We start from the raw sequence: 23212 nt of genomic DNA on the forward strand, positions 1-23212 counted from the left end.
CCCCAATCCCGGGAGCGGGCTCCGTCCCCCTCCCGAGAAGGGCGCGAGCGGACGACAGAACCGGATGAGGCGCCAGGTCCTGTCCGGCGGATCTCGCGGATCGGCCGGGGCCCGCCGCGGCAGCGGCTGATGTCACGTTGGTGCGGGCCCCGCCCTGCGGGCGGACGGCGCCACTTTGCGGACAGGCCCTAGTCGCGCGCCGCCAAACCGAAGCGGGCGCGGAGGCCGACGCGTTCGTCCGTGGCCACCGACGCCGCGCCGTCGGTGACCGTCTCGTACACCGCGAGGATGTCCGCGCCCACCGTCGACCAGTCGAAGCGCCGCACATGCGCGCTGCCGCGCTCGCCCAGTTCCTTGCGTCGCCGCGAGTCCCCCAGCAGCCCTATGGCCGCCTCCGCCAGCGCGTCCGCGTCCTCGTTGGCGAACAGTTCCCCGGCGGCGCCCTGGTCCAGGACCTGCGCGAACGCGTCCAGGTCGCTCGCCAGCACCGCCGCTCCCGCCGACAGCGCCTCGACCAGGATGATGCCGAAGCTCTCGCCCCCGGTGTTGGGCGCCACGTACAGGTCGACGCTGCGCAGCAGCCGCGCCTTGTCCTCGTCGCTCACCATGCCGAGGAATTCGACGCTGCCGCGCATCTCCTCAGGAAGCGACTCCACCGCTTCCCTCTCGTCGCCGCGCCCCGCGACGAGCAGCCTCGTGTCGGGGAACGCTTCGAGAATCCTCGGCAGGGCCTTCATCAGGACGGGCAGCCCCTTGCGCGGCTCGTCGATGCGCCCGACGAAGCCGATCGTGCCGCTCTGCCACTGAGGGTTGACCGCGGCCCTGGCGAAGAAGTCGACATCCACCCCGTTGGGGATGACGACGGCGTCGCCGCCCAGATGCTCGACCAGGGTGCGCCGCGCGTACTCGCTGACCGCGATCCGTGCGCTTATCTTCTCCAGCGCCGGCTGAAGGATCGGGTACGCGGCGAGCATCACGCGCGAGCGCGGGTTGGACGTGTGGAACGTCGCGACGATCGGCCCCTGCGCCGCCCAGCAGGCGAGCAGCCCGAGCGAGGGCGCCGTGGGTTCGTGGATGTGGATGACGTCGAAGGTGCCGTCGTGCAGCCAGCGCCGTACCCGGGCCGCCGCCAGGAAGCCGAAGTTCAGCCGGGCGATGGAACCGTTGTACGGCACGGGCACGGCCCGCCCGGCGGAGACCACGAACGGCGGGAGCGGCGTCTCGTCGTCGGCGGGCGCGAGCACCGAGACCTCGTGGCCCAGCCGGATCAGGTGGTCCGCGAGGTCCCTGATGTGGAACTGCACTCCGCCCGGCACGTCCCAGGAGTACGGGCAGACGATGCCGATCTTCACCCGGCCCCACCGACCTTCTCGGGGCTTCCGCCGGTCCCGGAACTCGTATCGGGACGGGGTTCGAGGTCGGCGAGCCAGAGACGTTGCAGCATGTGCCAGTCCTCCGGGTGCTCGGCGATGCCGGCGGCGAACTTGTCAGCGACGGCCTGTGTCATCACAGACGACTTTTCGGCGCGTTTGCCTGTCTCCGGCACCTCGACGGCCGGATAGACCCGTCCCCGCATGAGTTTCGGCCCGTCGAAGTGGAGCGAGACCGGAAACAGCAGTGCCCCGGTCTGCTGCGCGAGCAGGGCGGGCCCGGCCGGCATCCGCGTCTTCTCGCCGAAGAACGTCACCTCGACGCCCGACGCGGACAGATCCCGGTCGGCGACCAGGCACACCAGGCCGCCCGACCGCAGCCGCCGGGCGAGCGTCCCGAAGGCGGTCCCCCCGGTGTGCGGCAGCACCTCCATACCGAGGCTCTCGCGGTATTCGACGAAACGGTCGAAGAGCGATTCGGGCTTGAGCCGTTCCACGACGGTGGTGAACGGAACGCCCATCCCCCGGGTCAGCCAGGCCCCGGCCAGATCCCAGTTGGCCAGATGTGGCAGGGCCAACACGACGCCCCGCCCGCTCTCCAGACCCTCCGTCAGGAGATGGATGTCCTTGATCTCGACGCTGTCCCGCACTCGCTCCGCGCTCCAGACCGGCAGCCGGAACGACTCCATCCAGTACCGCATGTACGAGCGCATGCCCGCCTTCGACAGCTCCGCGAGGCGCTCGGGGCCCGCGTCCGGCACCACACGGGCCAGATTCGATTCGAGCCGCAGTACGTTCGAGCCGCGCCGCTTCCAGACGGTGTCGGCGATGGTCCTGCCGAGGGCGACGGCCACCGGTTCGGGCAGCGTCTTGACGGTGCTCCAGCCGAGTCCGTAGAGGGTGTCGACGAGCCGGTCCCGCCCGCCGCTCATGAGGCGGACCCGCCGGCCCTGGCCGCGTCCGCCTCGGCGGACTCCCGCCGTACGGTCACCACACGCTGTCCGAGTGTCACCAGACTGCCCGCGGCCACCACCCACAGCGCGATCGGCAGCAGGATGTCGATACCGGGCACCCCGAATTTGTGCATGCCCGCGAGACCAGCCGCCACCAGCGAGATGACAAGACGCTCGGCGCGCTCGATGAGCCCGTTGACGGCCACCGGCAGCCCTATGGATTCGCCGCGGGCCTTCGTGTACGAGACGACCTGGCCGCTCGTCAGGCAGAAGATCGAGACGGCGCACAGCACATTGTTGTCGCCCGTCCCCGCGTACCAGAGCGCGAATCCGCCGAAGACGGCGCCGTCGGCGACCCGGTCGAGCGTGGAGTCGAGGAAGGCCCCCCACCGGCTGGAGATCCCGGCCTGCCGCGCCATGTTGCCGTCGATGAGGTCGGAGAAGACGAAGAGCGTGATGACGATCGTGCCCCAGAAGAACTCTCCACGGGGGAAGAAGACCAGCGCTCCCGCCATCACTCCCGCGGTACCGATGAGCGTCACAGCGTCGGGACTCACCCCACGGCGGAGCAGAAACGCGGCGAACGGGGTGAGGACACGCGTAAAGAATGCACGCGCGTACTTGTTCAGCATGGCCTTCCCGACGGTCGTTGGCAGGCGGCCCCATCGGCCACCGGCTGGCCCATCGTAGCCAGGACCGCGGGCCTCCACCGCCGGGGAGCCCACCTCGGGCGGAAAGGGCGCTCCCGCCCGACATGGTGACCGCGTATGGACGCGGGCCGACGCGAGTGGAAAGCTCGAAGGACCACCGTGGGCATCGCAGGAGCTGCCACGCGCGGCCCCCACTTGCCCGCGCCCGACTCCTCACCGTGCGATCGATCGGGAGGCATGATCATGGGCGACAAGTCGAACGGACATCCCGGGGCCGCCGGCAGGGCGACAACGGTCGGCCGGCCCTCCTCGGTACGGAACGTGGCGCTGGTCGGCCACAGCGGATCCGGCAAGACGACTCTGGTCGAGGCCCTGGCGCTGACCGCCGGGGCTCTCACCCGGGCGGGCCGCGTGGAGGACGGCGGCACCGTCTCGGACTACGACGAGATCGAGCACCGGCAACAACGTTCCGTACAGCTGTCCCTCGTCCCACTGGACTGGGGAGAGTACAAGATCAATCTGCTGGACACCCCCGGCTACGCGGATTTCGTCGGGGAGCTGAGGGCCGGTCTGCGCGCCGCGGACGCGGCTCTTTTCGTTGTCTCGGCCGCCCAGGAGGCGGAGGCGGTGGCGGGCTCCACCCGCGCGATGTGGGAGGAGTGCGCCGCCGTCGGCATGCCGCGTGCGATCGTCGTGACGCATCTGGAGACCGCCCGCACGGGCTTCGACGAGCTGACGCGGGTCTGCGGCGGGATCTTCGGCGGTGACGACCCCGACGCCGTCCTGCCCCTGTATCTCCCTGTGTACGGCGCCGAGGGCCCCGACGGGCACGCGCCGGTCACCGGGCTCACCGGACTGCTCACGCGCAAGATCTACGACTACTCGTCCGGCACCCGCGAGGTGCTCGCGCCCGACCCCGGCCGGCTGCCGCTCATCGACGCGGCCCGGGACCGGCTCATCGAGGGGATCATCGCCGAGAGCGAGGACGAGACCCTGATGGAGCGCTATCTGGGCGGCGCCGAGATCGACGAGCGGACGCTCGTGGACGATCTGGAGAAGGCCGTCGCCCGCGGTGTCTTCCACCCCGTCCTCGCGGCGGCGCCGGCCGCCGGCGGAGCGCGCCAGGGCCTCGGCACGGTCGAGTTGCTCGACTTGATCACCCGGGGCTTCCCCACCCCTCTGGAGCGCCGCGCGCCCGAGGTGACGACCCCGCACGGCTCGGCACGCCCGCGCCCGAGCTGCGATCCGGGCGGCCCGCTTGTCGCCGAGGTGGTCAAGACGGCGTCCGACCCGTACGTGGGCAGGCTCTCCCTCGTCCGGGTCTTCTCCGGCACGCTGCGGCCCGACGAGACGGTGCATGTCTCCGGGCACGGGCTCGCCGACCGCGGACACGAGGACCACGACGTGGAGATGCGGATCGGCGCGCTGTCGGCGCCCTTCGGCAAGCAGCAGCGGATCCTGGACAGCTGTATCGCGGGCGATCTGGCGTGTGTGGCGAAGCTGTCGCACGCCGAGACGGGCGACACGCTCTCCGCGAGGGACGACCCGCTGCTGATGCGGCCGTGGACAATGCCCGATCCGCTCCTGCCGCTCGCCGTGGAGGCGCACAGCGCGTCGGACGAGGACAAGCTGTCGCAGGGGCTCGCCCGGCTCGCCGCCGAGGATCCGACGATGCGTCTGGAGCAGAACCCGGCGACCCGTCAGGTCGTCCTCTGGTGCCTCGGCGAGGCGCACATGGACGTGGCCCTGGAGCGGCTGCGCGACCGGTACGGCGTCCAGGTGGACGTCGTACCGCACAAGGTGTCGCTCCGGGAGACCTTCGGCGAGCGGGCGTCGGGGCGCGGCAGGCTCGTCAAACAGTCCGGCGGCCACGGCCAGTTCGCGATCTGCGAGATCGAGGTCGACCCGCTGCCCGTGGGCTCCGGCGTCGAATTCGTCGACCGGGTCGTCGGGGGCGCGGTGCCGCGGCAGTTCATCCCCGCCGTGGAGAAGGGCGTACGGGCGCAGGCCGCGCGCGGGGTCGCCGCCGGCCATCCACTGGTCGACGTACGGGTGACGCTGGTGGACGGGAAGTCGCACTCGGTGGACTCCTCCGACGGTGCTTTCCAGACGGCGGGCGCGCTCGCGCTGCGTGAGGCGTCCGAGCAGGCGCGTATCGAACTGCTGGAGCCGGTCGCCACCGTGGAGGTCGTGGTCCCGGACGAGTACGTGGGCCCCGTGATGAGCGACCTGTCGGGGCGGCGCGGCCGGGTGGTCGGCACCGATCAGGCCGGGGCGGGACGGACGGTCGTACGGGCGGAGGTGCCGGAGATCGAGATCGGCAGGTACGCGATAGATCTGCGGTCGGTCTCGCACGGCACGGGGCGGTTCAGCCGCTCGTACGCCCGGCACGAGGCGATGCCGGCGCACGTGGCCGACCGTATCCGGGAGAGCGCCGACGCCGGGGTGGTGGCCTGAAGACGGCGCCCCGGCCACGGGATCCGCACGGTGCCGGGGCCGGGTTCTCCCTGACGCGGGGGGTGCCCCCCGGGTTACGCTGTGATGCGCCCCAGCTCAGCAGGTGTGCGGGGCACGGTAGTTGGGAAAAGGGCGCAGCAGCGGATGCTCGCGGCGATGGGGGCGGACAGTGGCGCAGGACGGATTCGATTTCTCTCCGGGAGCTCAGGTTCCGCTCCAGGGGTCGGCGGGTCAGACGGCGGCGACGCATGCCCTGGCCTCGGCGGCGTACCGCGACAGTCCGATCGAGGAGATCCTCAAGGCCGACAGCGAGTGGCACAAGTCGACGGTGAAGAAGGGCAAGGTCTCGCTCTTCGAGCCGAATCTGGGCGAGGCGTTCTCGCGCGCGGTGCAGACGCGGATGCTCGGTGGCGGCCGTGCCGCGCTCATCCAGTCCTTCGGTATGGAACCGCAGTCGGTGGTCGAGCACTGTCTGGCGGCGATCCGCATCCGCAAGGAGCGCGACACCCGGCTCACTCTGGTGACCGTGGTGTTCGGCCTGCTGTTCCTGCCGGGGGCGCTGCTGTGGCTCGGCGTCTTCCAGCTGCGCAGGACGCTGGCCGGGTCGAAGGACAAGAAGGCCGGCGCGATCGGCGGCGCGCTGCTGCTCGGCGTCGCCGCGCTGGCCGTGGTCTTCCTGGTCGCGCTGCCGTTCACAGGGCTCCTCGGCTGGTATCTGCGCGGTGTGATCGTGGCGCCCGTCATCGGCTGGCTGGTCGCCAAGCGGATCTGCGAGGCGACGGCCAAGGACCTGCGCGCCCGCTGGAGCGACCTCCTGTCGGGCGGTGGCCTCGGCGCCAAGGTGCCCGAGGCGGTTCCGGGGCATCCCGACGAGACCGCGCGGGAGGAGCTGCGCCACGGGCTGGAGAAGCTGACGGCCGAGCAGCGTTCCAACGCGGTCTTCTACGCGGGCCCCAAGGGCATATTGGGTATGGGCACCCGGTGGGGCAGCTGGCAGCTCGCGGAGGAGCTGGTTCCCAAGGAGGCCGGCAAGGACATCCACCAGTTCCGCAGTTACGACGTGATACGGGCGATGCACGACCAGCTGAAAATGCTGGAGCGCGGCCCGCTCAACTCGGGTGGTTTCCCCAAGCCCGAGGTGAAGCACTGGATCGTACGGCCGGTCGGCGAGAACGCCGGATCGGTCAGCAGGCCCGAGGGCCAGGACGTGGAGACGTTCCAGGTCAAGGGCCATGAGATACAGCGGATCTGCAACCACCAGCAGTTCGGCAGCGGCGACCGGCACTATCTGGGGGTCCAGTTCACCCTCTGGGACGGCCAGTTGATCATCACCATGATGATCACGGTGACGGTCCTGCACGAGACACTGCGCATCGAGGTGACAGGCCACGCCCTCGGTCCGGTGCACTCGCTCTTCACCACGAAGCCGTCGCCCAAGACGGTCACGGTGGCCAAGACGATCCGGTTCTGGGAGACCACGACACGCAACCTGCCGTTGGTGGAGCCGAAGGAGGCGGTACGGCTCGCCGTCCGCGCGCCGTTCACCTGGTACCCGCCGATCCTCGACTTCCTCGGCGGCAAGCTCGCCCTGCCCGAACCGTTCGGTCTGCGGCACGCCTGGGCGGAGAAGCCGTGGCGCCACCGCTTCATGGCCGACGACGCGATGCGCGCGGCCACGCCGGTGCTGCGGGTGGCGCACACGGCGGCCATGCGCGTACTGGACGAGAACGGCGTGGACACCGAGCGCTTCGGCAACCGCTCCTCGTTCCTCAGCGGCGCGGTCCAGGACCCGTCGCCGAGGAAGGTCGACGTGTACGACGCGTAGCGAGGGCTACGAGTCCGTCTTCGGCCACGCGTCGGCGAGCATCACCCGGGTGTCGGCGAGGAGTTGGGGCAGCACCCGGGTACGGGCGATGACGGGCATGAAGTTGGCGTCGCCGCCCCAGCGCGGCACGACGTGCTGGTGCAGATGGGCGGCGATGCCGGCGCCGGCGACGGTGCCCTGGTTCATGCCGATGTTGAAACCGTGCGCCCCGGAGGCCGTACGCAGCGCGGTCATCGCCTGCTTGGTGAAGGTGCCCAGCTCGGCGGTCTCGGCGTCGTCCAGCTCCGTGTAGTCGGCGACGTGCCGGAACGGGACGACCAGGAGATGGCCGCCGTTGTACGGATAGAGATTCAGCACCGCGTACACCGACTCACCGCGTGCGACGACGAGCCCGTCCTCGTCGGACTTGAGCGGGATGGAGCAGAAGGGACAACCGTCGCCCGCGTCCGGGCTGGTGGGCTTGTTCTCGCCCTGGATGTAGGCCATCCGGTGGGGTGTCCAAAGGCGCTGGAACGCGTCCGGGTTGCCCACTCCGATCTGCTGCTCCGGCTCACTCGTCATGCTGTGCAGCATATGACTTCGGCCCGGTGACGCGTGTCGCCGGGCCCGCCCCGTACCGGCCCCGGCCATGCTGGCGCGATGCATGTCCGGAACCGAGCGAACCGCCCGCGTGGCTGGGAGCGGCGCGTCGAACTGCCACTGCTCATCGCCTCGCCGCTCTTCCTCGCCTGTTACGCGGTGCTCGTGCTGAACGACAGCCGGAACCCGCTCCTGGGTGATGTCGTGCTGGGCTTCCTCCTCGCGGTCTGGGCGCTGTTCGCGGTGGACTACGCGGTACGTCTGGTGCTGAGCGGCCAGGGGGCCCGCTTCGTGACGACGCACTGGCTCGACACGGTCGTCCTTCTGCTGCCCCTGCTGCGCCCTGTGCGGATCGTGAGCACCTACGTGGCGCTCCAGCGCCGCCGCGACCAGCCACGGCTGAGCCTGTACGGGCGGGTGATGCTGTACGCGGGTGTGACGGCCGTCCTGCTCAGCTTCGCCTCCGCGCTCGCGGTCTACCAGCAGGAGCGCGGTGCGCCGGGCGCGACCATCCGGACCTTCGGGGACGCGGTGTGGTGGGCCTGCTCGGCGATCACCACCGTCGGGTACGGCGACGTGACACCGGTGACACCACTCGGCCGGCTGTTCGCGGTCTTTCTGATGGTGTGCGGTCTGGCGTTGCTGGGCGCGGTGACGGGTTCGTTCTCCTCGTGGCTGATCCAGGTCTTCGACCGGGAGGACCGGGCGAGGACGGTGGACCGGGGCGAGCGGGGCGACGACCGGGGAGACCAGGGAGGGCGCGCGGTACGGCCTCCGGGAAGCTGACGCCTCCCGGAGGCCGTACCGGACCCGCGCCCGCGCCTCAGACCTGTACGCGGCGCTCCACGACGTCCAGCAGCTCGGCGAGCGCCTCGTCGGCCGGGATGCCGTTCTTCTGCGTCCCGTCCCGGTAGCGGAAGGACACCGCGCCGTTGGCGATGTCCTCGTCACCGGCGATGATCATGAATGGCGTCTTGGCCTTCTGGTGGTTGCGGATCTTCTTCTGCATCCGGTCCGCCGACGCGTCCACCTCGACCCGCAGCCCCTTGGCCTTCGCCCGCGCGGCGAACTCCTGGAGGTAGGGCACGTGCGCGTCGCCGATCGGGATGCCGACCGCCTGGACGGGCGCCAGCCAGGCCGGGAACGCGCCCGCGTAGTGCTCCAGGAGTACGGCGAAGAAACGCTCGATCGAGCCGAACAGCGCCCGGTGGATCATGACCGGCTGCTGCTTGGTGCCGTCGGACGCGGTGTACTCCAGCTCGAACCGCTTCGGCTGCTGGAAGTCGACCTGGATGGTGGACATCTGCCAGGACCGCCCGATGGCGTCCTTGGCCTGAACGGAGATCTTGGGCCCGTAGTACGCGGCGCCGCCCGGGTCGGGGACCAGCGGCAGGCCCTGCTTGTCGGCGGCCTGCTGGAGCGCCGCCGTGGCCTCCTCCCACTCCGCGTCCTCGCCCATGAACTTGTCCGACTCCGGGTCGCGGGTGGACAGCTCCAGCTCGAACTCGGACAGGCCGTAGTCGCGCAGCAGCTCCAGGACGAAGGTGAGCAGGGAGTCCAGCTCCTGCGGCATCTCCTCCTTGGTGCAGTAGATGTGCGCGTCGTCCTGGGTGAAGCCGCGTGAGCGGGTGAGCCCGTGCACGACACCGGACTTCTCGTAGCGGTAGACCGTGCCGAACTCGAACAGGCGCAGCGGCAGCTCGCGGTAGGACCGCCCGCGCGCCTTGAAGATCAGGTTGTGCATCGGGCAGTTCATGGCCTTGAGGTAGTAGTCCTGGCCGTCGAACTCCATGGGCGGGAACATGCCGTCCGCGTAGTGCGGCAGGTGTCCCGAGGTCTCGAAGAGCTTCTTCTTCGAGATGTGCGGGGTGTTGACGAACTCGTACCCGGACACCTCGTGGCGGTCGCGCGAGTACTGCTCCATCTCCTTGCGGATCACCCCGCCCTTGGGATGGAAGACCGCGAGACCGGAGCCCAGCTCGTCGGGGAAGGAGAACAGGTCCAGCTCGCTGCCCAGCCTGCGGTGGTCGCGGCGCTCGGCCTCGGCGAGGAAGTCGAGGTGCGCCTTGAGCTCTTCCTTCGACGGCCACGCGGTGCCGTAGATCCGCTGGAGCTGCGGGTTCTTCTCGCTGCCACGCCAGTAGGCGGCGGCGGACCGCATCAGCTTGAAGGCCGGGATGTTACGGGTGGTGGGCAGGTGCGGGCCGCGGCACAGGTCCTTCCAGCACAGCTCGCCGGTCTTGGCGTCGAGGTTGTCGTAGATCGTCAGCTCACCGGCGCCGACCTCGGCCGACGCACCCTCGGCGGCGTCGGCGGCCTTGCCCTTGAGCCCGATCAGCTCGATCTTGTACGGCTCGTCGGCCAGCTCGACCCGCGCGTCCTCGTCGGTGGTGACCCGCCGGGAGAACCGCTGGCCGCGCTTCTGGATCTCCTGCATCTTCTTCTCGACGGCCTTGATGTCGTCGGGGGTGAAGGGCTCGGCGACGTCGAAGTCGTAGTAGAAGCCGTCCTTGATCGGCGGACCGATACCCAGCTTGGCCTCGGGGAACAGCTCCTGCACGGCCTGCGCCATGACGTGCGCGGTGGAGTGGCGCAGGATGTTCAGGCCGTCCTCGGAGGAGATCTCCACGGGCTCGACGGTCTCGCCGTCGGCGACCTCGTGGCTGAGGTCCTTCAGCTCTCCGCCCACCCGGGCGGCGATCACGGTGCGCTCGCCGGGGAAGAGGTCGGCCGCCGTAGTGCCCGTCGTCACCACGCGCTCTTCCCGCTCGGAATCGCGTTCGATGGTCACGCGGACATCTGACACCGGTCTCTCCTGACTCACGGGGCGCGCGGGCTCGTTTCCCTACGCGACGGGAATCGTACCGAGCCGGAGGGGCCACTCGCTAAACGGTTGAATTGTGCCGCCATCTCCGGCGTACGCCGCAAAGGGGGCGGGTATCACCGATTCGGGCAGTCGGCCGGATGCCATCTGCCAAGCGTGCGTGAGGAGTTACAGGGATGACGCACTGGTACGAGGGCCCCCTGGCCGCATTCGACATCGAAACGACAGGCACCGACGCCGAGGAGGACCGGATCGTCTCGGCCGCCCTCGTCGTCCAGGACATATCGGGCGCTCGGGCCCGGGTCACCCGCTGGCTGGTCAATCCGGGGGTCCCGGTGCCGGTCGAGGCGACCGAAGTGCACGGTCTCACCGACGCGTTGGTCCAGCGCTCGGGCCGCTGGCCGGCTCCGGTGATCGAGGAGGTCGGCCGGGGACTCGCCGAGCAGTGCATGGCGGGCCGGCCGCTGGTCGTGATGAACGCGCCGTTCGGCCTGACGCTGCTCGACCGCGAGATGCGGCGCCACCGCAGCTCGTCAATGGCCCGGTATCTGGAGAACGCCCCGTTCTGCGTGCTGGATCCGAGTGTGCTCGACCGGCATCTCGACCCCGTCCGCAAGGGCCGGCGGCGGCTGGTCGACCTCTGTTCGCTGTACGGGGTGGTGCTGGACGGCTCGCACGACGCCGCGGCCGACGCGACGGCGGCGCTGGAAGTGGTCCGGTCGCTGGGGCGCCGGTTCGCCACCACGACACAGCAGCTCACCGTGGCCCAGTTGCACGCCCGGCAGGCCGCCTGGCACGCGGCGCAGTCACGCGGCCGGCAGGAGTGGTTCGCGCGCGGCGGCTCGCGGGTGGCGGCGGACCCGGCGTGGCCACTGCGGCCCCAAATGCCGGTCGTGGCCTGACCGTTCGGCCGTACGCCGATACGGCGGCCGGGGCGGGCCCCACAACAGTGAGGCCGGTCCGTCAGCGACGGACCGGCCTTTCCCGGTGGGCGATACTGGGTTCGAACCAGTGACCTCTTCGGTGTGAGCGAAGCGCTCTCCCACTGAGCTAATCGCCCGGGAACGGACTGAACCATACAGGTCTCGGCGGGTTTCGTTCAAACGGTATGGCCGCCCGTGAGGACCTTCCGCAGCCCCCGCCGCCCGGCCCGCATCATCAGCGCGTGATTGGCGAGGAAGAAGGGCCGACCGGGCAGGGCGAAGCGCCGCAGCAGCGGCTTGTTGACGACGACCTCCTGCTCGTACAGGGCGCGGGTGCCGGGGCCCCGGGCGCTCAGGGTCCAGCGCGCCCAGCCTTCGAGGTCACCGGTCATCGCGATTTCGAGGACGCGGGCACGCGGGTCGTTCCTGCTCTCGCGGGCGTGGACGACGAGGTCGTACGGAATCACCGACCGGAACCGGGCCGTCCCGCCGCGCTCGTCGACAGGGGTCACCTCCCGGACCTGGGGCCACCAGTCGGGGTACTCACCGGCCCGTTCCAGCACGCCGAACACGGTGTCCGGGGCGGCGTCGAGATCCCAGACGCTGCGGAAGCGGAAGTGATGCCAGTCCATGGGGCAAGTGTGCGCCCCGCGCACGTACTCAGACACGTATCTGAGTACGAGAGCCGATGGCCCGTGCTGTGGCCCGGACCACACTCCAGGCCATGGAAAACGTTCCGCGACCGGCCGAGGAGCTCGCGGTCCTCGATCACGAACTCGCCCGAATCGAGGCGCGCAGAGCGCGGTTGCTCGCCCGCAGGTCCTATCTGTTGACGCTGCTGACACCGGTGGCACCACCGGTCCCACAGGCGCGGCCCGCCGCCCGGGCGCCCGAGACATCCCCGCCGAGCGTGCAGAACGCCCTGCTCGCGCTGGGCGGTGTGCTGCTGACCATCGCGGCGATCGCCTTCACGGTGGTCAGCTGGGGGTCCATAGGTATCGGCGGCCGGTCCGTCGTGCTGGGCACCGTCACCGTCGCCGCACTCGCCGCCCCGGCCCTTCTGCTCCGCCGCTCCCTGGCCTCGACCGCCGAGGCGGTCGGCGCACTGGCCCTGGTCCTGACGGTCCTCGACGCCTACGCGCTGTACCGCGTCGCACTGCCCGACGCGGATCCGCTCGGCTACGCGGCCACCGTGTGCGCCGTACTCGCCGCGCTCTGGGCGGGGTACGGACTGCTGGTCGACGGGCTGCGGACGCCGCTGCCCGCCGCGGTCCTCACCGCCCAACTCCCCCTGCCGCTCTGGGCACTGGCCGCCGGCGCGGGCGAACTCGCCCTCGCGTGGGCGCTGCTGGCGACCGCCGCCGCCGACACGGCGATCGTGCTGTGGACCAAGCCCGCGCCGGCCAGGTCGATCGCGGGTGTCACCGCCTGGGCGAGCGGCGGCTGGGCGCTGCTTGTCGCGGTCGGTCTCTCGGTGACCGCCGACACCCCGCTCGACGCCGCCCGGCCCGGCGTACCGCTGCTCGCCGGAGCCGGTCTGGGTCTCCTCGTCGCCGTGCGCGTTCCGGGAGTCTCGTTCGCCGGCGGCCTGGTGGCCGGTCTGGCCGCGATCGCCGCGACCGGTGGTGTGCCGCGTCCCTCCGTACCGCTCAGCTGGGCCGTCGTCGGGTATCTGTTGTGCGGCGCGGTCCTGTTGACGGCCGTACGGGCTCCACTGCCCCGCGCGGCGGTGCGTGGGCTGGGCGCGGCCGCCGGAGCGGTGGTGGCCGGGGCCGTTCTGTGGACGCTGCCCTCGGTGGCCGTGACGGTCCTGGGCCCCGTGTCCCGGGCCGAGGACATCTGGTCGGGCGCACCGGGCGGCGCGCGTGAGGCGCTCGGGACGGATCCGGGGTGGTCGGCGATGGCAACGGCGCCGCTGGTGCTGCTGATCGCCGCAGGTCTCCTCGCCGCCGCGTACCGACATCTGAGCGCCTCCGTCCGACCGGCCGTGCTCGGCGGTGCGACGGCGCTCGGCTGGGCCGCGGTGCTGGTGCTTCCCGGGGCGCTGGACCTCGGGTACGGGGCGGCCGTGGCGACTCATCTCGCCCTGACGGCGGGCGCGTTGACGCTCGCGGTGTACCCGCGCCTGTCGGCTGCCGGGGCGGCCTGGCCGCCGGTCTCGACGACCGCCGTGGTCTGCGCGCTCGTCGGCGCGGCCGCCGTCTCGCTGCTGGCCCTGGCCACGGAGACGACCACGCTGATCACCCTCGGGGTACTGCTCACCCTGCTCTGCGGCGGCGCGGTGGCCCTCGGCCCCGCCGTGGCCGACGCCGAAACGGACACCGGCACCGGCACCGGCACGGACTCCACCCGCGCCGGCCTCCTGGCGCGGTCCTTCCAGGCGCTCCTCGCCTGCGTCGCCGTCGTGACGGCCGTCGCCCTGCTGTGCGCGCTCTGCGCGTCCGCCGGGCTGCCGCGCGAGCACATCGCCCTGGTCGTCCTCGCCGTGCCCACCGTCGTCGCCCTGCTCGGCGCGGGCCTGCGCGACCGTCCCGTCGCCCTGCCGGTCGAGCTGACGGCGGCCGGAGCCGGTCCCCTCGCCGTCGTCCTCGCCTCGGGCCACCCGGAGACCGTCGCCCTCGTGCTCGCCCTCTGCGGGGTCGTCGCGGCGGGCACCGCGCTGCGCCCGGACCGCCGCCCGGCCGCCGGGTATCTCGCGGCGGTGCTGTTCGTCCTGGCCACCTGGGTGCGGCTGTACGCCTCCGAGGTGGCGACCCCGGAGGCGTACACCCTGCCGGTGACCGTCCCCGCGCTCGTGGTGGGCTTCCTGCGGCGCCGCGGCGACCCCGGGGCGTCGTCCTGGACGGCGTACGGCCCCGGCCTCGCCGCGACGCTCCTGCCGAGCCTCGCCGCCGCATGGGGCGACACGCACTGGCTCCGCCCGCTGGCGCTGGGTGTCGCCGCGCTCGCCGTCACGCTCGTCGGCGCCCGGCTGAGGCTCCAGGCGCTGCTGGTCCTCGGCGGCACCGTGCTCGCCCTCGACACACTGCACGAGCTGGCGCCGTACGCCGTCCAGGTCGTCGGCGCCCTGCCCCGCTGGCTGCCACCCGCACTCGCCGGACTGCTGCTCCTGGCGCTGGGCGCGACCTACGAACGGCGCCTGCACGACGCCAGGCGCCTCCGGGAGTCCCTGGGCCGGATGCGCTGACGGGCCGACGGCCGGAATCACGTAGGGAAACGGCCGATGCCCCGGAGACGGTGAAGTCTCCGGGGCATCGATTCCGGGTGGGCGATACTGGTTTCGAACCAGTGACCTCTTCGGTGTGAACGAAGCGCTCTCCCACTGAGCTAATCGCCCGGACGCAGGGCAAACATTACCCCATGTCAGTGCCTCCGCCGGACCGCTTCCGCGGTCACTGGTCGATCTTCCAGGGCATGACGAATCCGAACTTCCACAGGTAAATGCCGGCCAGTACGGCCATGATCACCAGACCGACGGTCGTCAGGATGATGTTGCGTCGGCGCACCTTGGGTTCGAGCGCTTTCTGCGCCGCTTCGGTGACCTTGCGTCGCGTCCACCGGAGCACCAGTTGCGCCCAGACGAATTCGGTCGCCCAGATCGCCATACCGCCGAAGATTATGAGCCAGCCGGGACCGGGCAGCGGCAGCAGCACCACACCCACACCGACCACCGCGAGCCCGACGACGAATACGCCGACCTGCCAGCTCACGTGGAGCGTCTTCGAACTCTTGATAAAGCCGGGAGCGCGTGAGCCGAGCTCCCGCTCCGGCGGCTCCGCGGTCAATTCCGCCGTGGATTTCCCTGTCGTCGGTAGGACGACATCCCCCCGCTCGTCACTCTCCGCATGCATGACTCCCAACCTACCGGACGCCGGGTCGTCACCGGAATGGCGGCATAAGTCGAAGTTACGCACCGCTGTACGAGCTACCTGAAGGATCACAAAACAGACAGAGGGGTTTACAACGGCACCGTAGGTGGCATGTCGATTTCGCCGACGTGCGAATCCCCGAGCGCACACTGAGCGAAAGGCCCTGGCGCTTATGAACACCACGGTCAGCTGCGAGCTGCACCTGCGCCTCGTTGTATCGAGCGAGTCCTCACTGCCTGTACCCGCGGGCCTGCGGTATGACACGGCCGATCCTTATGCCGTGCACGCCACCTTCCACACCGGAGCCGAGGAGACGGTCGAGTGGGTGTTCGCCCGCGACCTTCTGGCCGAGGGGCTGCACAGGCCCACCGGCACCGGCGACGTCCGAGTCTGGCCCTCACGCAGCCAGGGCCAGGGAGTCGTCTGCATCGCACTCAGCTCCCCCGAAGGAGAAGCCCTGCTGGAGGCCCCGGCGCGAGCCCTGGAATCCTTCCTCAAGCGAACCGACGCGGCGGTGCCACCCGGCACCGAGCATCGCCACTTCGACCTCGACACAGAGTTGTCTCACATCCTGGCCGAGAGCTGAGCCAGGCCGACAGCTGCTCGGCGCCGTCCGACTCGGGGAGACGGCGCCGTGCGGACAACCTCATACGGGCGAACACCGACGCCGTCGCCGCGGAACCACCGCGGCGACGGCGTCGGCGCGCTCCGCCGCTTTCCGGACAGGCTCTAGGATCTGCGGAACCCGGCGGGCACCGGCCCGCAGCAGGCCAGGGAGCGAATCGTGCAGGTCCCCCACGACACCCGCAATGCCCTTGAGACCGTCGTCAGTCTCTTGAACACCATCCCGGAGGCCGACGGCACGGACGGGCTCGCCGATGTCGAGGCCCTGTACGGCTTCGCACAGGCCCATCGGATGAGCGGGGTCGGTGACCTCGGACCCCGCGATCTGCGGGCCGTGCGGGACGTGCGTACGCGCTTCGCCGAGGTCTTCGCCGCGGCCGGTCCCCGCGAGGCGTCCCAGCTGCTGAACGAGCTGGTGGCCGCCGCCGGGACGACCCCGCAGCTGACCGATCACGACGCCTACGACTGGCACGTGCACTACTTCGCGCCCGACGCGTCGATGGCCGACCATCTGGCCGCCGACTGCGGCATGGCGCTCGCGTTCATCGTGGTGGCGGGCGAACAGGAGCGGCTGCGGCGCTGCGAGGCGCCGGACTGCGGGCACGCCTTCGTCGACCTGTCGCGCAACCGCTCCCGCCGTTACTGCGACAGCCGCACCTGCGGCAACAGGCTGCATGTGGCCGCCTACCGCGCACGCCGCAAAGAAGCGGCCGGCTGAGCGTCACAGCAGGAACAGATCATGGATCGCCGCCATCAGCAGCAGGGTGCCGATCACCGTCAGAAAGATCATCAACGGCGGCTGGGAGAGCGCGAAGAGGCAACCGCGCGGCTCTTCGGTGGGTGCGGGGGTTCGGCCCCGTGAGGTATCGAGCATCGCGGGGTGATCATGACGCAGGCAAAGGGCCGCCGAACAACCAACACGCGTCCCGATCAGGCGAGTTCGTCAGATTCCCGGTAAACGTCCAACCCCTGAGACGGTCGGGCCGCCGGGAGGGCTTCCGGTCAGATGCCGTGCTTCTTGAGGATGGCCTCGACATCGCTGAAGTCGTCGCCGGAATCGGCGCCGCCGGACTTCTTCGCCTTGGCCGGCCGCGGCTGCGCCGCGGGGGCGGTGGACGCGCCCAGCGAGGGCGCGGAGGCAGCCGGCGCGACCGCGTCGCGCTGCGCCGCCTTGGCCGCCGCCCTGCGTTCCTTACGGCTGCCGACCCCGGCGCGTCGCTCCACCATCCGTGTCGTCATGAACAGCAGCCACGAGAATCCGAGGAGTCCGACACCCACCCAGGCGGTCGGGCTGAACGCCTTGTCGGCGACCCACTGGACCACCCCGGTCATCACGAGCGCGACCGGCACCAGCGAGTACGCCGCGATCCTGGTCGCGGCGAGGAAACGCTTGCGGTAGGCGGTGATCGCCGCGATGCCGAGGCCGGCAGCGGACACCGCGGAACAAATGGTCTCGGCAATCATCCGGTCCTCCAGGCGTGCGCGCCGTCGTCGGTCGTGGTCGGCTCTCGTCGCGCGTGTCGGCCCCCACCGACATGTCGACCCTTCCATCCTGCACCCCCCGGCGGGGTACGGGCCACGGTGCGGAGTCACCTCAGGGAGATCTCCGGGATCCTCCTCCTCCCCAGGTCCCGGTCGGGAGCGCGGGCGGGGACCTGGAAGACTGGTCACATGAGTGACTCCCCCACCACCGGCCCCGTCGTGCTCGACGTCTGGTGCGAGCTCGAGTGCGCCGACTGCCACACCGCCCTGACGGACCTGCGCGCGCTGCGGGCGCGCTACGGGGACCGGCTCGACATCCGGCTGCGGCACTTCCCCCTGGAGAAGCACCGGCACGCGTTCGCCGCGGCCCAGGCGGCCGAGGAGGCGGTGGAGCAGGGCCGGGGCTGGCCCTACGCCGAGGCCGTCCTGGCCCGCCACGCGGAGCTGGCCACCCGGGGTGAGCCGCTGCTGGTCGAGGTCGCCCGCGAACTGCGCCTGGACGACGAGGAGTTCGACACCGCGCTGATCGACGGCCGGCACACCCTGATCGTCGACGCCGACCAGGCCGAGGGCAAGGCGATCGGCGTGACCGGCACGCCCACGTACGTCATCGGCGGCGAACGGCTCGACGGCGGAAAGAGCCAGGACGGGCTGCGGACGCGTATCGAGGAGATCGCGGACCGGCTGCTCGCCGAGGGGTGACAGCTGCCGGGTGACACCCGCTCCTCTGAAGCGGTGCCCCACCCGTGGCCCGCTCAGAGCAGCGGTTTGAAGACGTTGTGGTGCGTGGTCGCGTACCCGAGGGATTCGTAGAGACCGATCGCCGGGGTGTTGCCCGCGAAGACATGCAGGCCGACCATGCCCCTGCCCGTACGGTGGGCGATCCGCTCGGCGTGCAGCATCAGCGCGCGGCCGTAGCCCTTGCCGCGCCGCCCCTCGTCCACCTCCACGCCATAGACGAACGCGATGTCCTCACCGGGGGCGATCTCCCGGCTGCCCACCCACACATGACCGACGACGTCCTCGTCGTGAACCAGGACCTCGATCGAGATTCCGGGGGTGGCAAGGCCCTCGGAGAGATGGTCGGCGCGGCTGGACTCGGCCTTGGCGCGGGCCTGTTCCGGCGGCAGGCCGCGGTCGATCCAGCTCTGCCGGAAGCCGTCGAGCGAGTGCTCCTCCCAGACCTCGTACTCCGCCTCGTCCATCGGTCTGCCCGTGACGCCGGACCGCAGCACCGGGGGCTCCTGGGCGAGCTCCTTGAGCATGTTCCTGCTGCGCTCGGTGTAGCCAAGGGTCTCCAGCAGCGGCAGTACGCCGTCGGCCTCGGCCGGGAGGGAGGCGACCACCTGGCCGCAGCCCCAGCCGCGCAGCACCTCCTCGGCGGCCAGCGCGGCGATCGTGCCACGGCCCCGGCGCCGGTCGGCCTCGTCGATCCGCAGTTGGCGCAGGACCCCCGCCGGGGTGCCGAAGGCACCGTCCATGGCAAGTTCGATCACGCCCACGGGGCGGCTGTTGTCACACACGTCGTAGGTGCGTGACTTCATACCGTCGTCGGTCTGCTGAAGCGGCCCGATCGGCCGCAGAGTGGTGGTCATCAGGGGAGTTGTACCCATCTCGCGGGCACTCGTCATCAGGTTTTACGGATCCAGGTCGCTCGCCGCGCGCTCGTCGAACACCCGCATGGCCTTGGCGGTGACCGGGCCGGGGGCGCCGGGCAGTTCACGGCCGTCGACGCGGTGGACGGCCTGCACGTCCCGCAGCGACGACGTCACGAAGATCTCGTCGGCACGGTCGAGCACGTCGAACGGCATCCGCGTCTCATGGGCCCCGCACCACTCCACCGTCAGCGCCCGGGTGATACCGGCCAGACAGCCCGACGAGACGGGCGGGGTGTGCAGTTGCCCGTCCAGTACGACGAAGACGTTGGAGCCCGTGCCTTCGCACAGGTCCCCCACGGTGTTGGCGAACAGCGCCTCGGAGGCGTCCTGTTCGCGGGCCCGGGCGAGGGCGACGACGTTCTCGGCGTACGACGTGGTCTTGAGCCCGGTCACCGCGCCGCGTTCGTTGCGCGTCCAGGGGACGGTGATCACCGCGGTGGTGTCCGGGCGGCGCTTCGTCTCCCCGACGGCCACGATCAGCGTCGGCCCGGTGTCGCCACGGTCCGAGCCGAGCGGCGAGAGACCTCCGGTGTACGTGATGCGCAGCCGGCCCATCGGAGCCGGATTGGCTTCCAGGACCGCGGCGCACGCCGCGCGCACCTCGTCGTGGTCGGGATCGGGCAGTCCGAGACCGCGCGCCGAGCGGGTCAGCCGGTCCAGATGCCGGGTGAGGGCGAAGGTCCGGCCCTGGACGGACTTCACCGTCTCGAAGACTCCGTCGCCCACCGTCAGCCCGTGATCGAGCACGGACACCTGTGCGGCATCGGCCGCCCGCAGTCCGCCGTTGACCCAGATCATCATCTAGCCGGTCCTTCCCGTCGCCTCGTACACTCCCGACGCTACCGCCAGCAGCCGCGAAGCCTTGAGTTCTGTCTCCTGCCATTCACGCTCGGGGTCGGACCCCCAGGTGATGCCCGCGCCGGTGCCGAAGCGGACGACGGGCCCCCGCGGCGGGTCGCGCTCTATCCAGAAGGTCCTTATCCCGACGGCGAGTTCGGCCGTGCCGCGGTCGGCGTCCACCCAGCCGACGGCGCCGCAGTACGGCCCGCGAGGGGCGGTCTCCAGCTCCCCGATGATCTTCAAAGCGCTGGATTTCGGCGCGCCGGTGACTGACCCGGGCGGGAATGTCGCGGCCAGCAGTTCCGGCCAGCCGGCGCCCTCGGCGAGTTCGCCGCGTACCGACGACACGAGATGGACGAGGCCGGGGTGGGGCTCGACGGCGCAGAGAAAGGGCACGGTCACCGATCCGGTGGAGCAGACACGGCCCAGGTCGTTACGGACGAGGTCCACGATCATCACGTTCTCGGCGTGGTCCTTCTCCAGCAGGTCGGCGGCGGTCCGTCCGGTGCCCTTGATCGGCCCGGACTCCACGGTGCGGCCGGTGCGCCGGAGGTAGAGCTCCGGGGACGCGGTGGCGATCTCCACGCCGTGCGCGGGGAGCCGGATCGTGCCGGCGTACGGGGCGGGGTTGCCGCGCGCCAGAAGGGCGGTCAGCGCGTCGACGTCGGCCGCGGCCGGGTCGGGCAGCGGCGCCGTCATGACCCGGCAGAGGTTCGCCTGGTAGACCTCGCCGGCCGCGATGAGTTCACGCACGCGCCGTACGGCGGAGACGTACGCGGCCCGCTCCAGCGAGGACGTCCAGTCGCCCGGCCCGGGGCCCCGCCACTGTCCGGGGACGACCGGGGGCACCGGTTCGCGGCGGACGTCACCGAACCGGGCGCAGGTCAGACGGCCTTCGAAGTCCATGGCGACGGCCCAGAAGCCGGTGGAGTCCAGGGCTTCCGGGTCACGGGTGACATCGCGCAGATCGGTGGCGACGAGATCACCGAATCGGGCCAGCGGAGGAAGGTCGTGCACGATGGTGAGTCTAGGTCGGGTCGTCCGACACACCGCGAGCGTGTCACGACGGCGTCGTGAAGGTGCCGCAGCGTGAACGCACGGCAGCACGCTGCACAAACGCGTTTTTGTACTCGCCCCGTAATCCGCTAGAGTTCACCACGTCGCCGGGCCGCGCAGTAGGGACCGGGAAACGGCACGCGGACGTAGCTCAGTTGGTAGAGCGCAACCTTGCCAAGGTTGAGGTCGCCAGTTCGAACCTGGTCGTCCGCTCGAGATGGGGGATCCCTTCCCGCCCCCGTACTCCTGGTGGAGTGGCCGAGAGGCGAGGCAACGGCCTGCAAAGCCGTCTACACGGGTTCAAATCCCGTCTCCACCTCCAAGGACGATTAGCTCAGCGGGAGAGCGCTTCCCTGACACGGAAGAGGTCACTGGTTCAATCCCAGTATCGTCCACTGGATCCACTTGGATTCCCGCGCGATTAGCTCAGCGGGAGAGCGCTTCCCTGACACGGAAGAGGTCACTGGTTCAATCCCAGTATCGCGCACGCAGTACACGCGGGGTCACCCTGCGCGATTAGCTCAGCGGGAGAGCGCTTCCCTGACACGGAAGAGGTCACTGGTTCAATCCCAGTATCGCGCACAGCCCGAAGCCCCCGGCCGATCCGGCCGGGGGCTTCGTCGTGTCCGGGGCTCGCTCAGGAGGAGAAGAGCATCCGGCCGAAGCCCTTCTGACGGTGCTGCCCGCCATGGCCGCCGTGCCCGCCGTGGTGGCCGCCGTGCGGCGCGCCCCACGCGGGAGCCGGCGCCGACTGCGCGGGGTAGCCGCCGGGCGCCGCGGGCGGCGGCGGGGCCTGCTGTCCCCACTGCGCCTCAAGACGGGTGAGGGACTCAAGCTCGCCGTAGTCGAGGAAGATCCCACGGCAGCCGCTGCACTGCTCTATCTGGACACCGTTGCGGTTGTAGGTATGCATCGCTGCATGACACTTGGGGCACTGCATTGATCGGCTCAGCTCCTCGCCGTTCGGTCGGCATCGCCGGAATGCCTCCCGGCGACGGTCCGTTCACCTTACGACGAGGGTCCTGCCCCCAACTCCGTTATGAGAGTGGCAATTCGGGCACAGGACTCGATCATCGTCTCCTCCACCTCGTCCAGGTCACGGCCCTGCTCGGCCGACTTGGCGACGGCCAGGGCGGCGGTCTGGACGGTGAGGACGCGGGCGGGGATGTCGAGCCGGGGCCAGGGGTCGCCGCCGGGCGGTACGGCGGGGCCGCCCGCCGACCGGTAGGCACCGAGGAAGCGCTGCCACTCGTCGGGGGCCAGCAGTCCGGCGGCGTACCAGGCGGCGGGGCGGGCCAAGTCCCAGGCGGCGTCGCCGAGTCCGAGGTCGTCCACGTCGATCAGCAGCCAGGGGCCGTCCGGTACGGGGTGCCGTACGAGCTGGCCGAGGTGCACGTCCCCGTGGCAGAGCGAGCCGCCCTCGGGGGCGGGCGCCTCGCCCCTGGCCCAGGCGGGCAGCCCCGCCCAGGCGCGCTCCACGTCGGCGCCCGCCGGGTGGCGTCCGGCTGCCCGCATCCGGGAGAGGGCCTGGGCGGCCTTGAGGGGGCCGCGCGTGGGCGGGACGGCCAACGGCGCGAGAGCGGCGGGCCGTACCGCGTGCAGCCGGGCCAGCAGCGTCGCCGCCTCCTCCCAGGGCGCGTCGTCGGGGCGGTCCGGGTCGACGGGGGCGCCGTAGGGCCAGGCGGTGACGGGACGGCCCGCGACGTGCGGGGTGGGCGCCGGGAGCGGTGGCAGCAGGATGCCCGCGAGCGACGGATGGGCGGCGACGGCGACCCGGGCGCGGTGTCCCGCCGGGTCGGTGGCGGGCGCGTGGGCCTTGGCGACGGCGGACTCGTGCCGTACGACCGTGGCATCCGGCCGGTCGGCCAGTACGGTCTCGTCGCGTCCGCAGGCGCGGCAGAGCCCCGGGGGTGCGGAGGAAGAGTCCCCGGGCGGGTTGCCGGCGTCCGGGTGGGCGGCGTGACGGGCGGCGGCGGTGAGCGCGCGGACGACGGAGGGGGCCGTACCCGAGGTGCCGGTCGCGGATGTGGTCACGGTGGTGTCTGTCCCCCGGTGCGGTGTGTTTCAGCCGGGAGCTTACGCCGGGCACCGTCGACAAGGGC

General features: G+C 71.0%; 22 protein-coding genes and 7 tRNA genes. 13 read left to right on the plus strand and 16 right to left on the minus strand.

Going from position 1 to position 23212, the window contains the following annotated elements:
- Nucleotides 1-188: 188 nt before the first annotated feature.
- From ACIBBB_RS14160 to pgsA, 3 genes are read right to left on the minus strand one after another with little or no spacing between them, the layout of a single operon-like run.
- Nucleotides 189-1352, minus strand: coding sequence for a glycosyltransferase family 4 protein (locus ACIBBB_RS14160; RefSeq protein ID WP_398981590.1), 1164 nt, complete (start codon nt 1350-1352; stop codon nt 189-191).
- Complete coding sequence (locus ACIBBB_RS14165; RefSeq protein ID WP_398981592.1) at nt 1349-2302, minus strand: phosphatidylinositol mannoside acyltransferase; 954 nt, start codon at nt 2300-2302, stop codon at nt 1349-1351. Before ACIBBB_RS14165 ends, ACIBBB_RS14160 begins: the two co-directional genes overlap by 4 nt.
- The gene (pgsA, locus tag ACIBBB_RS14170) at nt 2299-2955 is read right to left on the minus strand and encodes a phosphatidylinositol phosphate synthase (protein ID WP_189109247.1); all 657 of its coding nucleotides are present in this window, start codon (nt 2953-2955) and stop codon (nt 2299-2301) included. The genes ACIBBB_RS14165 and pgsA overlap by 4 nt, the downstream gene beginning before the upstream one ends.
- A gap of 261 nt (nt 2956-3216) precedes the next feature.
- Between pgsA and ACIBBB_RS14175 the strand changes: the two genes are divergently transcribed.
- Together ACIBBB_RS14175 and ACIBBB_RS14180 are read left to right on the plus strand one after the other, a co-directional pair.
- The gene (locus ACIBBB_RS14175; protein WP_398981594.1) at nt 3217-5430 is read left to right on the plus strand and encodes an elongation factor G-like protein EF-G2; all 2214 of its coding nucleotides are present in this window, start codon (nt 3217-3219) and stop codon (nt 5428-5430) included.
- A gap of 169 nt (nt 5431-5599) precedes the next feature.
- Nucleotides 5600-7255 carry a hypothetical protein gene (locus ACIBBB_RS14180; protein WP_398981596.1) on the plus strand — a complete coding sequence of 552 codons (1656 nt, stop codon included), beginning with the start codon at nt 5600-5602 and terminating at the stop codon, nt 7253-7255.
- A 6-nt stretch (nt 7256-7261) separates the two neighbouring features.
- On the opposite strand, the gene ACIBBB_RS14185 is transcribed toward ACIBBB_RS14180, so the two are convergent.
- Entirely contained in the window at nt 7262-7828 is a 567-nt protein-coding gene (locus ACIBBB_RS14185) for an HIT family protein (RefSeq protein ID WP_398981598.1), read from the minus strand.
- Nucleotides 7829-7894: 66 nt separating this feature from the next.
- Between ACIBBB_RS14185 and ACIBBB_RS14190 the strand changes: the two genes are divergently transcribed.
- Nucleotides 7895-8620, plus strand: a complete 726-nt coding sequence (locus ACIBBB_RS14190) for a potassium channel family protein (RefSeq protein ID WP_398981600.1) — start codon at nt 7895-7897, stop codon at nt 8618-8620.
- A gap of 37 nt (nt 8621-8657) precedes the next feature.
- On the opposite strand, the gene thrS is transcribed toward ACIBBB_RS14190, so the two are convergent.
- Nucleotides 8658-10640 carry a threonine--tRNA ligase gene (gene thrS / locus ACIBBB_RS14195; RefSeq protein WP_398981602.1) on the minus strand — a complete coding sequence of 661 codons (1983 nt, stop codon included), beginning with the start codon at nt 10638-10640 and terminating at the stop codon, nt 8658-8660.
- Between the two features lie 194 nt (nt 10641-10834).
- Between thrS and ACIBBB_RS14200 the strand changes: the two genes are divergently transcribed.
- Nucleotides 10835-11560 (plus strand): exonuclease domain-containing protein, encoded by a 726-nt coding sequence (locus ACIBBB_RS14200; protein ID WP_398981604.1) that lies wholly within the window; start codon nt 10835-10837, stop codon nt 11558-11560.
- 86 nt (nt 11561-11646) lie between these two features.
- On the opposite strand, the gene ACIBBB_RS14205 is transcribed toward ACIBBB_RS14200, so the two are convergent.
- Both ACIBBB_RS14205 and ACIBBB_RS14210 read right to left on the minus strand, forming a co-directional pair.
- A tRNA-Val gene (locus ACIBBB_RS14205) sits at nt 11647-11718 on the minus strand.
- A gap of 39 nt (nt 11719-11757) precedes the next feature.
- Nucleotides 11758-12213, minus strand: coding sequence for an SRPBCC family protein (locus ACIBBB_RS14210; protein ID WP_398981606.1), 456 nt, complete (start codon nt 12211-12213; stop codon nt 11758-11760).
- A 92-nt stretch (nt 12214-12305) separates the two neighbouring features.
- On the opposite strand from ACIBBB_RS14210, the gene ACIBBB_RS14215 reads away from it, so the two are divergent.
- On the plus strand, nt 12306-14768 hold the full coding sequence (locus ACIBBB_RS14215; protein ID WP_398981608.1) for an SCO7613 C-terminal domain-containing membrane protein: 2463 nt from the start codon (nt 12306-12308) through the stop codon (nt 14766-14768).
- Between the two features lie 78 nt (nt 14769-14846).
- Here ACIBBB_RS14215 and ACIBBB_RS14220 read toward each other — a convergent pair.
- A tRNA-Val gene (locus tag ACIBBB_RS14220) sits at nt 14847-14918 on the minus strand.
- A 55-nt stretch (nt 14919-14973) separates the two neighbouring features.
- Nucleotides 14974-15432, minus strand: coding sequence for a TIGR02611 family protein (locus ACIBBB_RS14225; protein WP_398981610.1), 459 nt, complete (start codon nt 15430-15432; stop codon nt 14974-14976).
- Nucleotides 15433-15622: 190 nt separating this feature from the next.
- Between ACIBBB_RS14225 and ACIBBB_RS14230 the strand changes: the two genes are divergently transcribed.
- Nucleotides 15623-16036, plus strand: a complete 414-nt coding sequence (locus ACIBBB_RS14230; protein ID WP_023542925.1) for an SsgA family sporulation/cell division regulator — start codon at nt 15623-15625, stop codon at nt 16034-16036.
- Between the two features lie 198 nt (nt 16037-16234).
- Nucleotides 16235-16792, plus strand: coding sequence for a CGNR zinc finger domain-containing protein (locus tag ACIBBB_RS14235; RefSeq protein ID WP_398981613.1), 558 nt, complete (start codon nt 16235-16237; stop codon nt 16790-16792).
- A gap of 3 nt (nt 16793-16795) precedes the next feature.
- On the opposite strand, the gene ACIBBB_RS14240 is transcribed toward ACIBBB_RS14235, so the two are convergent.
- Together ACIBBB_RS14240 and ACIBBB_RS14245 are read right to left on the minus strand one after the other, a co-directional pair.
- Nucleotides 16796-16948, minus strand: a complete 153-nt coding sequence (locus ACIBBB_RS14240) for a hypothetical protein (RefSeq protein WP_189109258.1) — start codon at nt 16946-16948, stop codon at nt 16796-16798.
- A 128-nt stretch (nt 16949-17076) separates the two neighbouring features.
- Nucleotides 17077-17538: a hypothetical protein gene (locus ACIBBB_RS14245; protein ID WP_398981615.1), complete on the minus strand. Its 462-nt coding sequence runs from the start codon at nt 17536-17538 to the stop codon at nt 17077-17079.
- A 207-nt stretch (nt 17539-17745) separates the two neighbouring features.
- Here ACIBBB_RS14245 and ACIBBB_RS14250 point away from each other — a divergent pair, with 207 nt between their 5' ends.
- A complete protein-coding gene (locus tag ACIBBB_RS14250) occupies nt 17746-18258 on the plus strand; it encodes a DsbA family protein (protein ID WP_398981617.1) in 513 nt (170 codons plus the stop codon).
- A gap of 53 nt (nt 18259-18311) precedes the next feature.
- Here the strand turns inward: ACIBBB_RS14250 and ACIBBB_RS14255 are convergent, their stop codons facing one another.
- The 3 genes from ACIBBB_RS14255 to ACIBBB_RS14265 are packed head-to-tail and all read right to left on the minus strand — an operon-like array spanning nt 18312 to nt 21071.
- Entirely contained in the window at nt 18312-19151 is an 840-nt protein-coding gene (locus ACIBBB_RS14255; RefSeq protein WP_398981619.1) for a GNAT family N-acetyltransferase, read from the minus strand.
- Between the two features lie 42 nt (nt 19152-19193).
- Entirely contained in the window at nt 19194-20015 is an 822-nt protein-coding gene (locus tag ACIBBB_RS14260; RefSeq protein WP_398981621.1) for an aminotransferase class IV, read from the minus strand.
- Nucleotides 20016-21071, minus strand: coding sequence for a chorismate-binding protein (locus ACIBBB_RS14265; protein WP_398981623.1), 1056 nt, complete (start codon nt 21069-21071; stop codon nt 20016-20018).
- Between the two features lie 179 nt (nt 21072-21250).
- Between ACIBBB_RS14265 and ACIBBB_RS14270 the strand changes: the two genes are divergently transcribed.
- The 5 genes from ACIBBB_RS14270 (at nt 21251) to ACIBBB_RS14290 (ending at nt 21692) form a co-directional block, all read left to right on the plus strand.
- Nucleotides 21251-21323: transfer RNA gene (locus ACIBBB_RS14270), tRNA-Gly, on the plus strand.
- A 35-nt stretch (nt 21324-21358) separates the two neighbouring features.
- A tRNA-Cys gene (locus ACIBBB_RS14275) sits at nt 21359-21432 on the plus strand.
- Between the two features lies 1 nt (nt 21433).
- A tRNA-Val gene (locus ACIBBB_RS14280) sits at nt 21434-21505 on the plus strand.
- 20 nt (nt 21506-21525) lie between these two features.
- A tRNA-Val gene (locus ACIBBB_RS14285) sits at nt 21526-21597 on the plus strand.
- Nucleotides 21598-21620: 23 nt separating this feature from the next.
- A tRNA-Val gene (locus tag ACIBBB_RS14290) sits at nt 21621-21692 on the plus strand.
- Between the two features lie 55 nt (nt 21693-21747).
- On the opposite strand, the gene ACIBBB_RS14295 is transcribed toward ACIBBB_RS14290, so the two are convergent.
- Together ACIBBB_RS14295 and ACIBBB_RS14300 are read right to left on the minus strand one after the other, a co-directional pair.
- Nucleotides 21748-22050 carry a zf-TFIIB domain-containing protein gene (locus tag ACIBBB_RS14295; RefSeq protein WP_398981625.1) on the minus strand — a complete coding sequence of 101 codons (303 nt, stop codon included), beginning with the start codon at nt 22048-22050 and terminating at the stop codon, nt 21748-21750.
- A 68-nt stretch (nt 22051-22118) separates the two neighbouring features.
- Entirely contained in the window at nt 22119-23144 is a 1026-nt protein-coding gene (locus tag ACIBBB_RS14300; protein WP_398981627.1) for a phosphotransferase family protein, read from the minus strand.
- Nucleotides 23145-23212 lie beyond the last annotated feature (68 nt).

The sequence above is a fragment of the Streptomyces sp. NPDC051217 genome, from assembly GCF_044455465.1.
Lineage (GTDB): Bacteria > Actinomycetota > Actinomycetes > Streptomycetales > Streptomycetaceae > Streptomyces.

What these genes read in the sequence shown, in the direction of transcription:
- ACIBBB_RS14190 (WP_398981600.1), top strand. Translation starts at nt 7,895, where the DNA reads ATGCATGTCCGGAACCGAGCGAACCGCCCGCGTGGCTGGGAGCGGCGC.
- pgsA (WP_189109247.1), bottom strand. Translation starts at nt 2,955, where the DNA reads ATGCTGAACAAGTACGCGCGTGCATTCTTTACGCGTGTCCTCACCCCG.
- ACIBBB_RS14230 (WP_023542925.1), top strand. Translation starts at nt 15,623, where the DNA reads ATGAACACCACGGTCAGCTGCGAGCTGCACCTGCGCCTCGTTGTATCG.
- ACIBBB_RS14210 (WP_398981606.1), bottom strand. Translation starts at nt 12,213, where the DNA reads ATGGACTGGCATCACTTCCGCTTCCGCAGCGTCTGGGATCTCGACGCC.
- ACIBBB_RS14200 (WP_398981604.1), top strand. Translation starts at nt 10,835, where the DNA reads ATGACGCACTGGTACGAGGGCCCCCTGGCCGCATTCGACATCGAAACG.
- ACIBBB_RS14245 (WP_398981615.1), bottom strand. Translation starts at nt 17,538, where the DNA reads ATGATTGCCGAGACCATTTGTTCCGCGGTGTCCGCTGCCGGCCTCGGC.
- ACIBBB_RS14185 (WP_398981598.1), bottom strand. Translation starts at nt 7,828, where the DNA reads ATGCTGCACAGCATGACGAGTGAGCCGGAGCAGCAGATCGGAGTGGGC.
- ACIBBB_RS14215 (WP_398981608.1), top strand. Translation starts at nt 12,306, where the DNA reads ATGGAAAACGTTCCGCGACCGGCCGAGGAGCTCGCGGTCCTCGATCAC.
- ACIBBB_RS14225 (WP_398981610.1), bottom strand. Translation starts at nt 15,432, where the DNA reads ATGCATGCGGAGAGTGACGAGCGGGGGGATGTCGTCCTACCGACGACA.
- ACIBBB_RS14240 (WP_189109258.1), bottom strand. Translation starts at nt 16,948, where the DNA reads ATGCTCGATACCTCACGGGGCCGAACCCCCGCACCCACCGAAGAGCCG.
- ACIBBB_RS14260 (WP_398981621.1), bottom strand. Translation starts at nt 20,015, where the DNA reads ATGATGATCTGGGTCAACGGCGGACTGCGGGCGGCCGATGCCGCACAG.
- ACIBBB_RS14255 (WP_398981619.1), bottom strand. Translation starts at nt 19,151, where the DNA reads ATGACCACCACTCTGCGGCCGATCGGGCCGCTTCAGCAGACCGACGAC.
- ACIBBB_RS14250 (WP_398981617.1), top strand. Translation starts at nt 17,746, where the DNA reads ATGAGTGACTCCCCCACCACCGGCCCCGTCGTGCTCGACGTCTGGTGC.
- ACIBBB_RS14165 (WP_398981592.1), bottom strand. Translation starts at nt 2,302, where the DNA reads ATGAGCGGCGGGCGGGACCGGCTCGTCGACACCCTCTACGGACTCGGC.
- ACIBBB_RS14295 (WP_398981625.1), bottom strand. Translation starts at nt 22,050, where the DNA reads ATGCAGTGCCCCAAGTGTCATGCAGCGATGCATACCTACAACCGCAAC.
- ACIBBB_RS14175 (WP_398981594.1), top strand. Translation starts at nt 3,217, where the DNA reads ATGGGCGACAAGTCGAACGGACATCCCGGGGCCGCCGGCAGGGCGACA.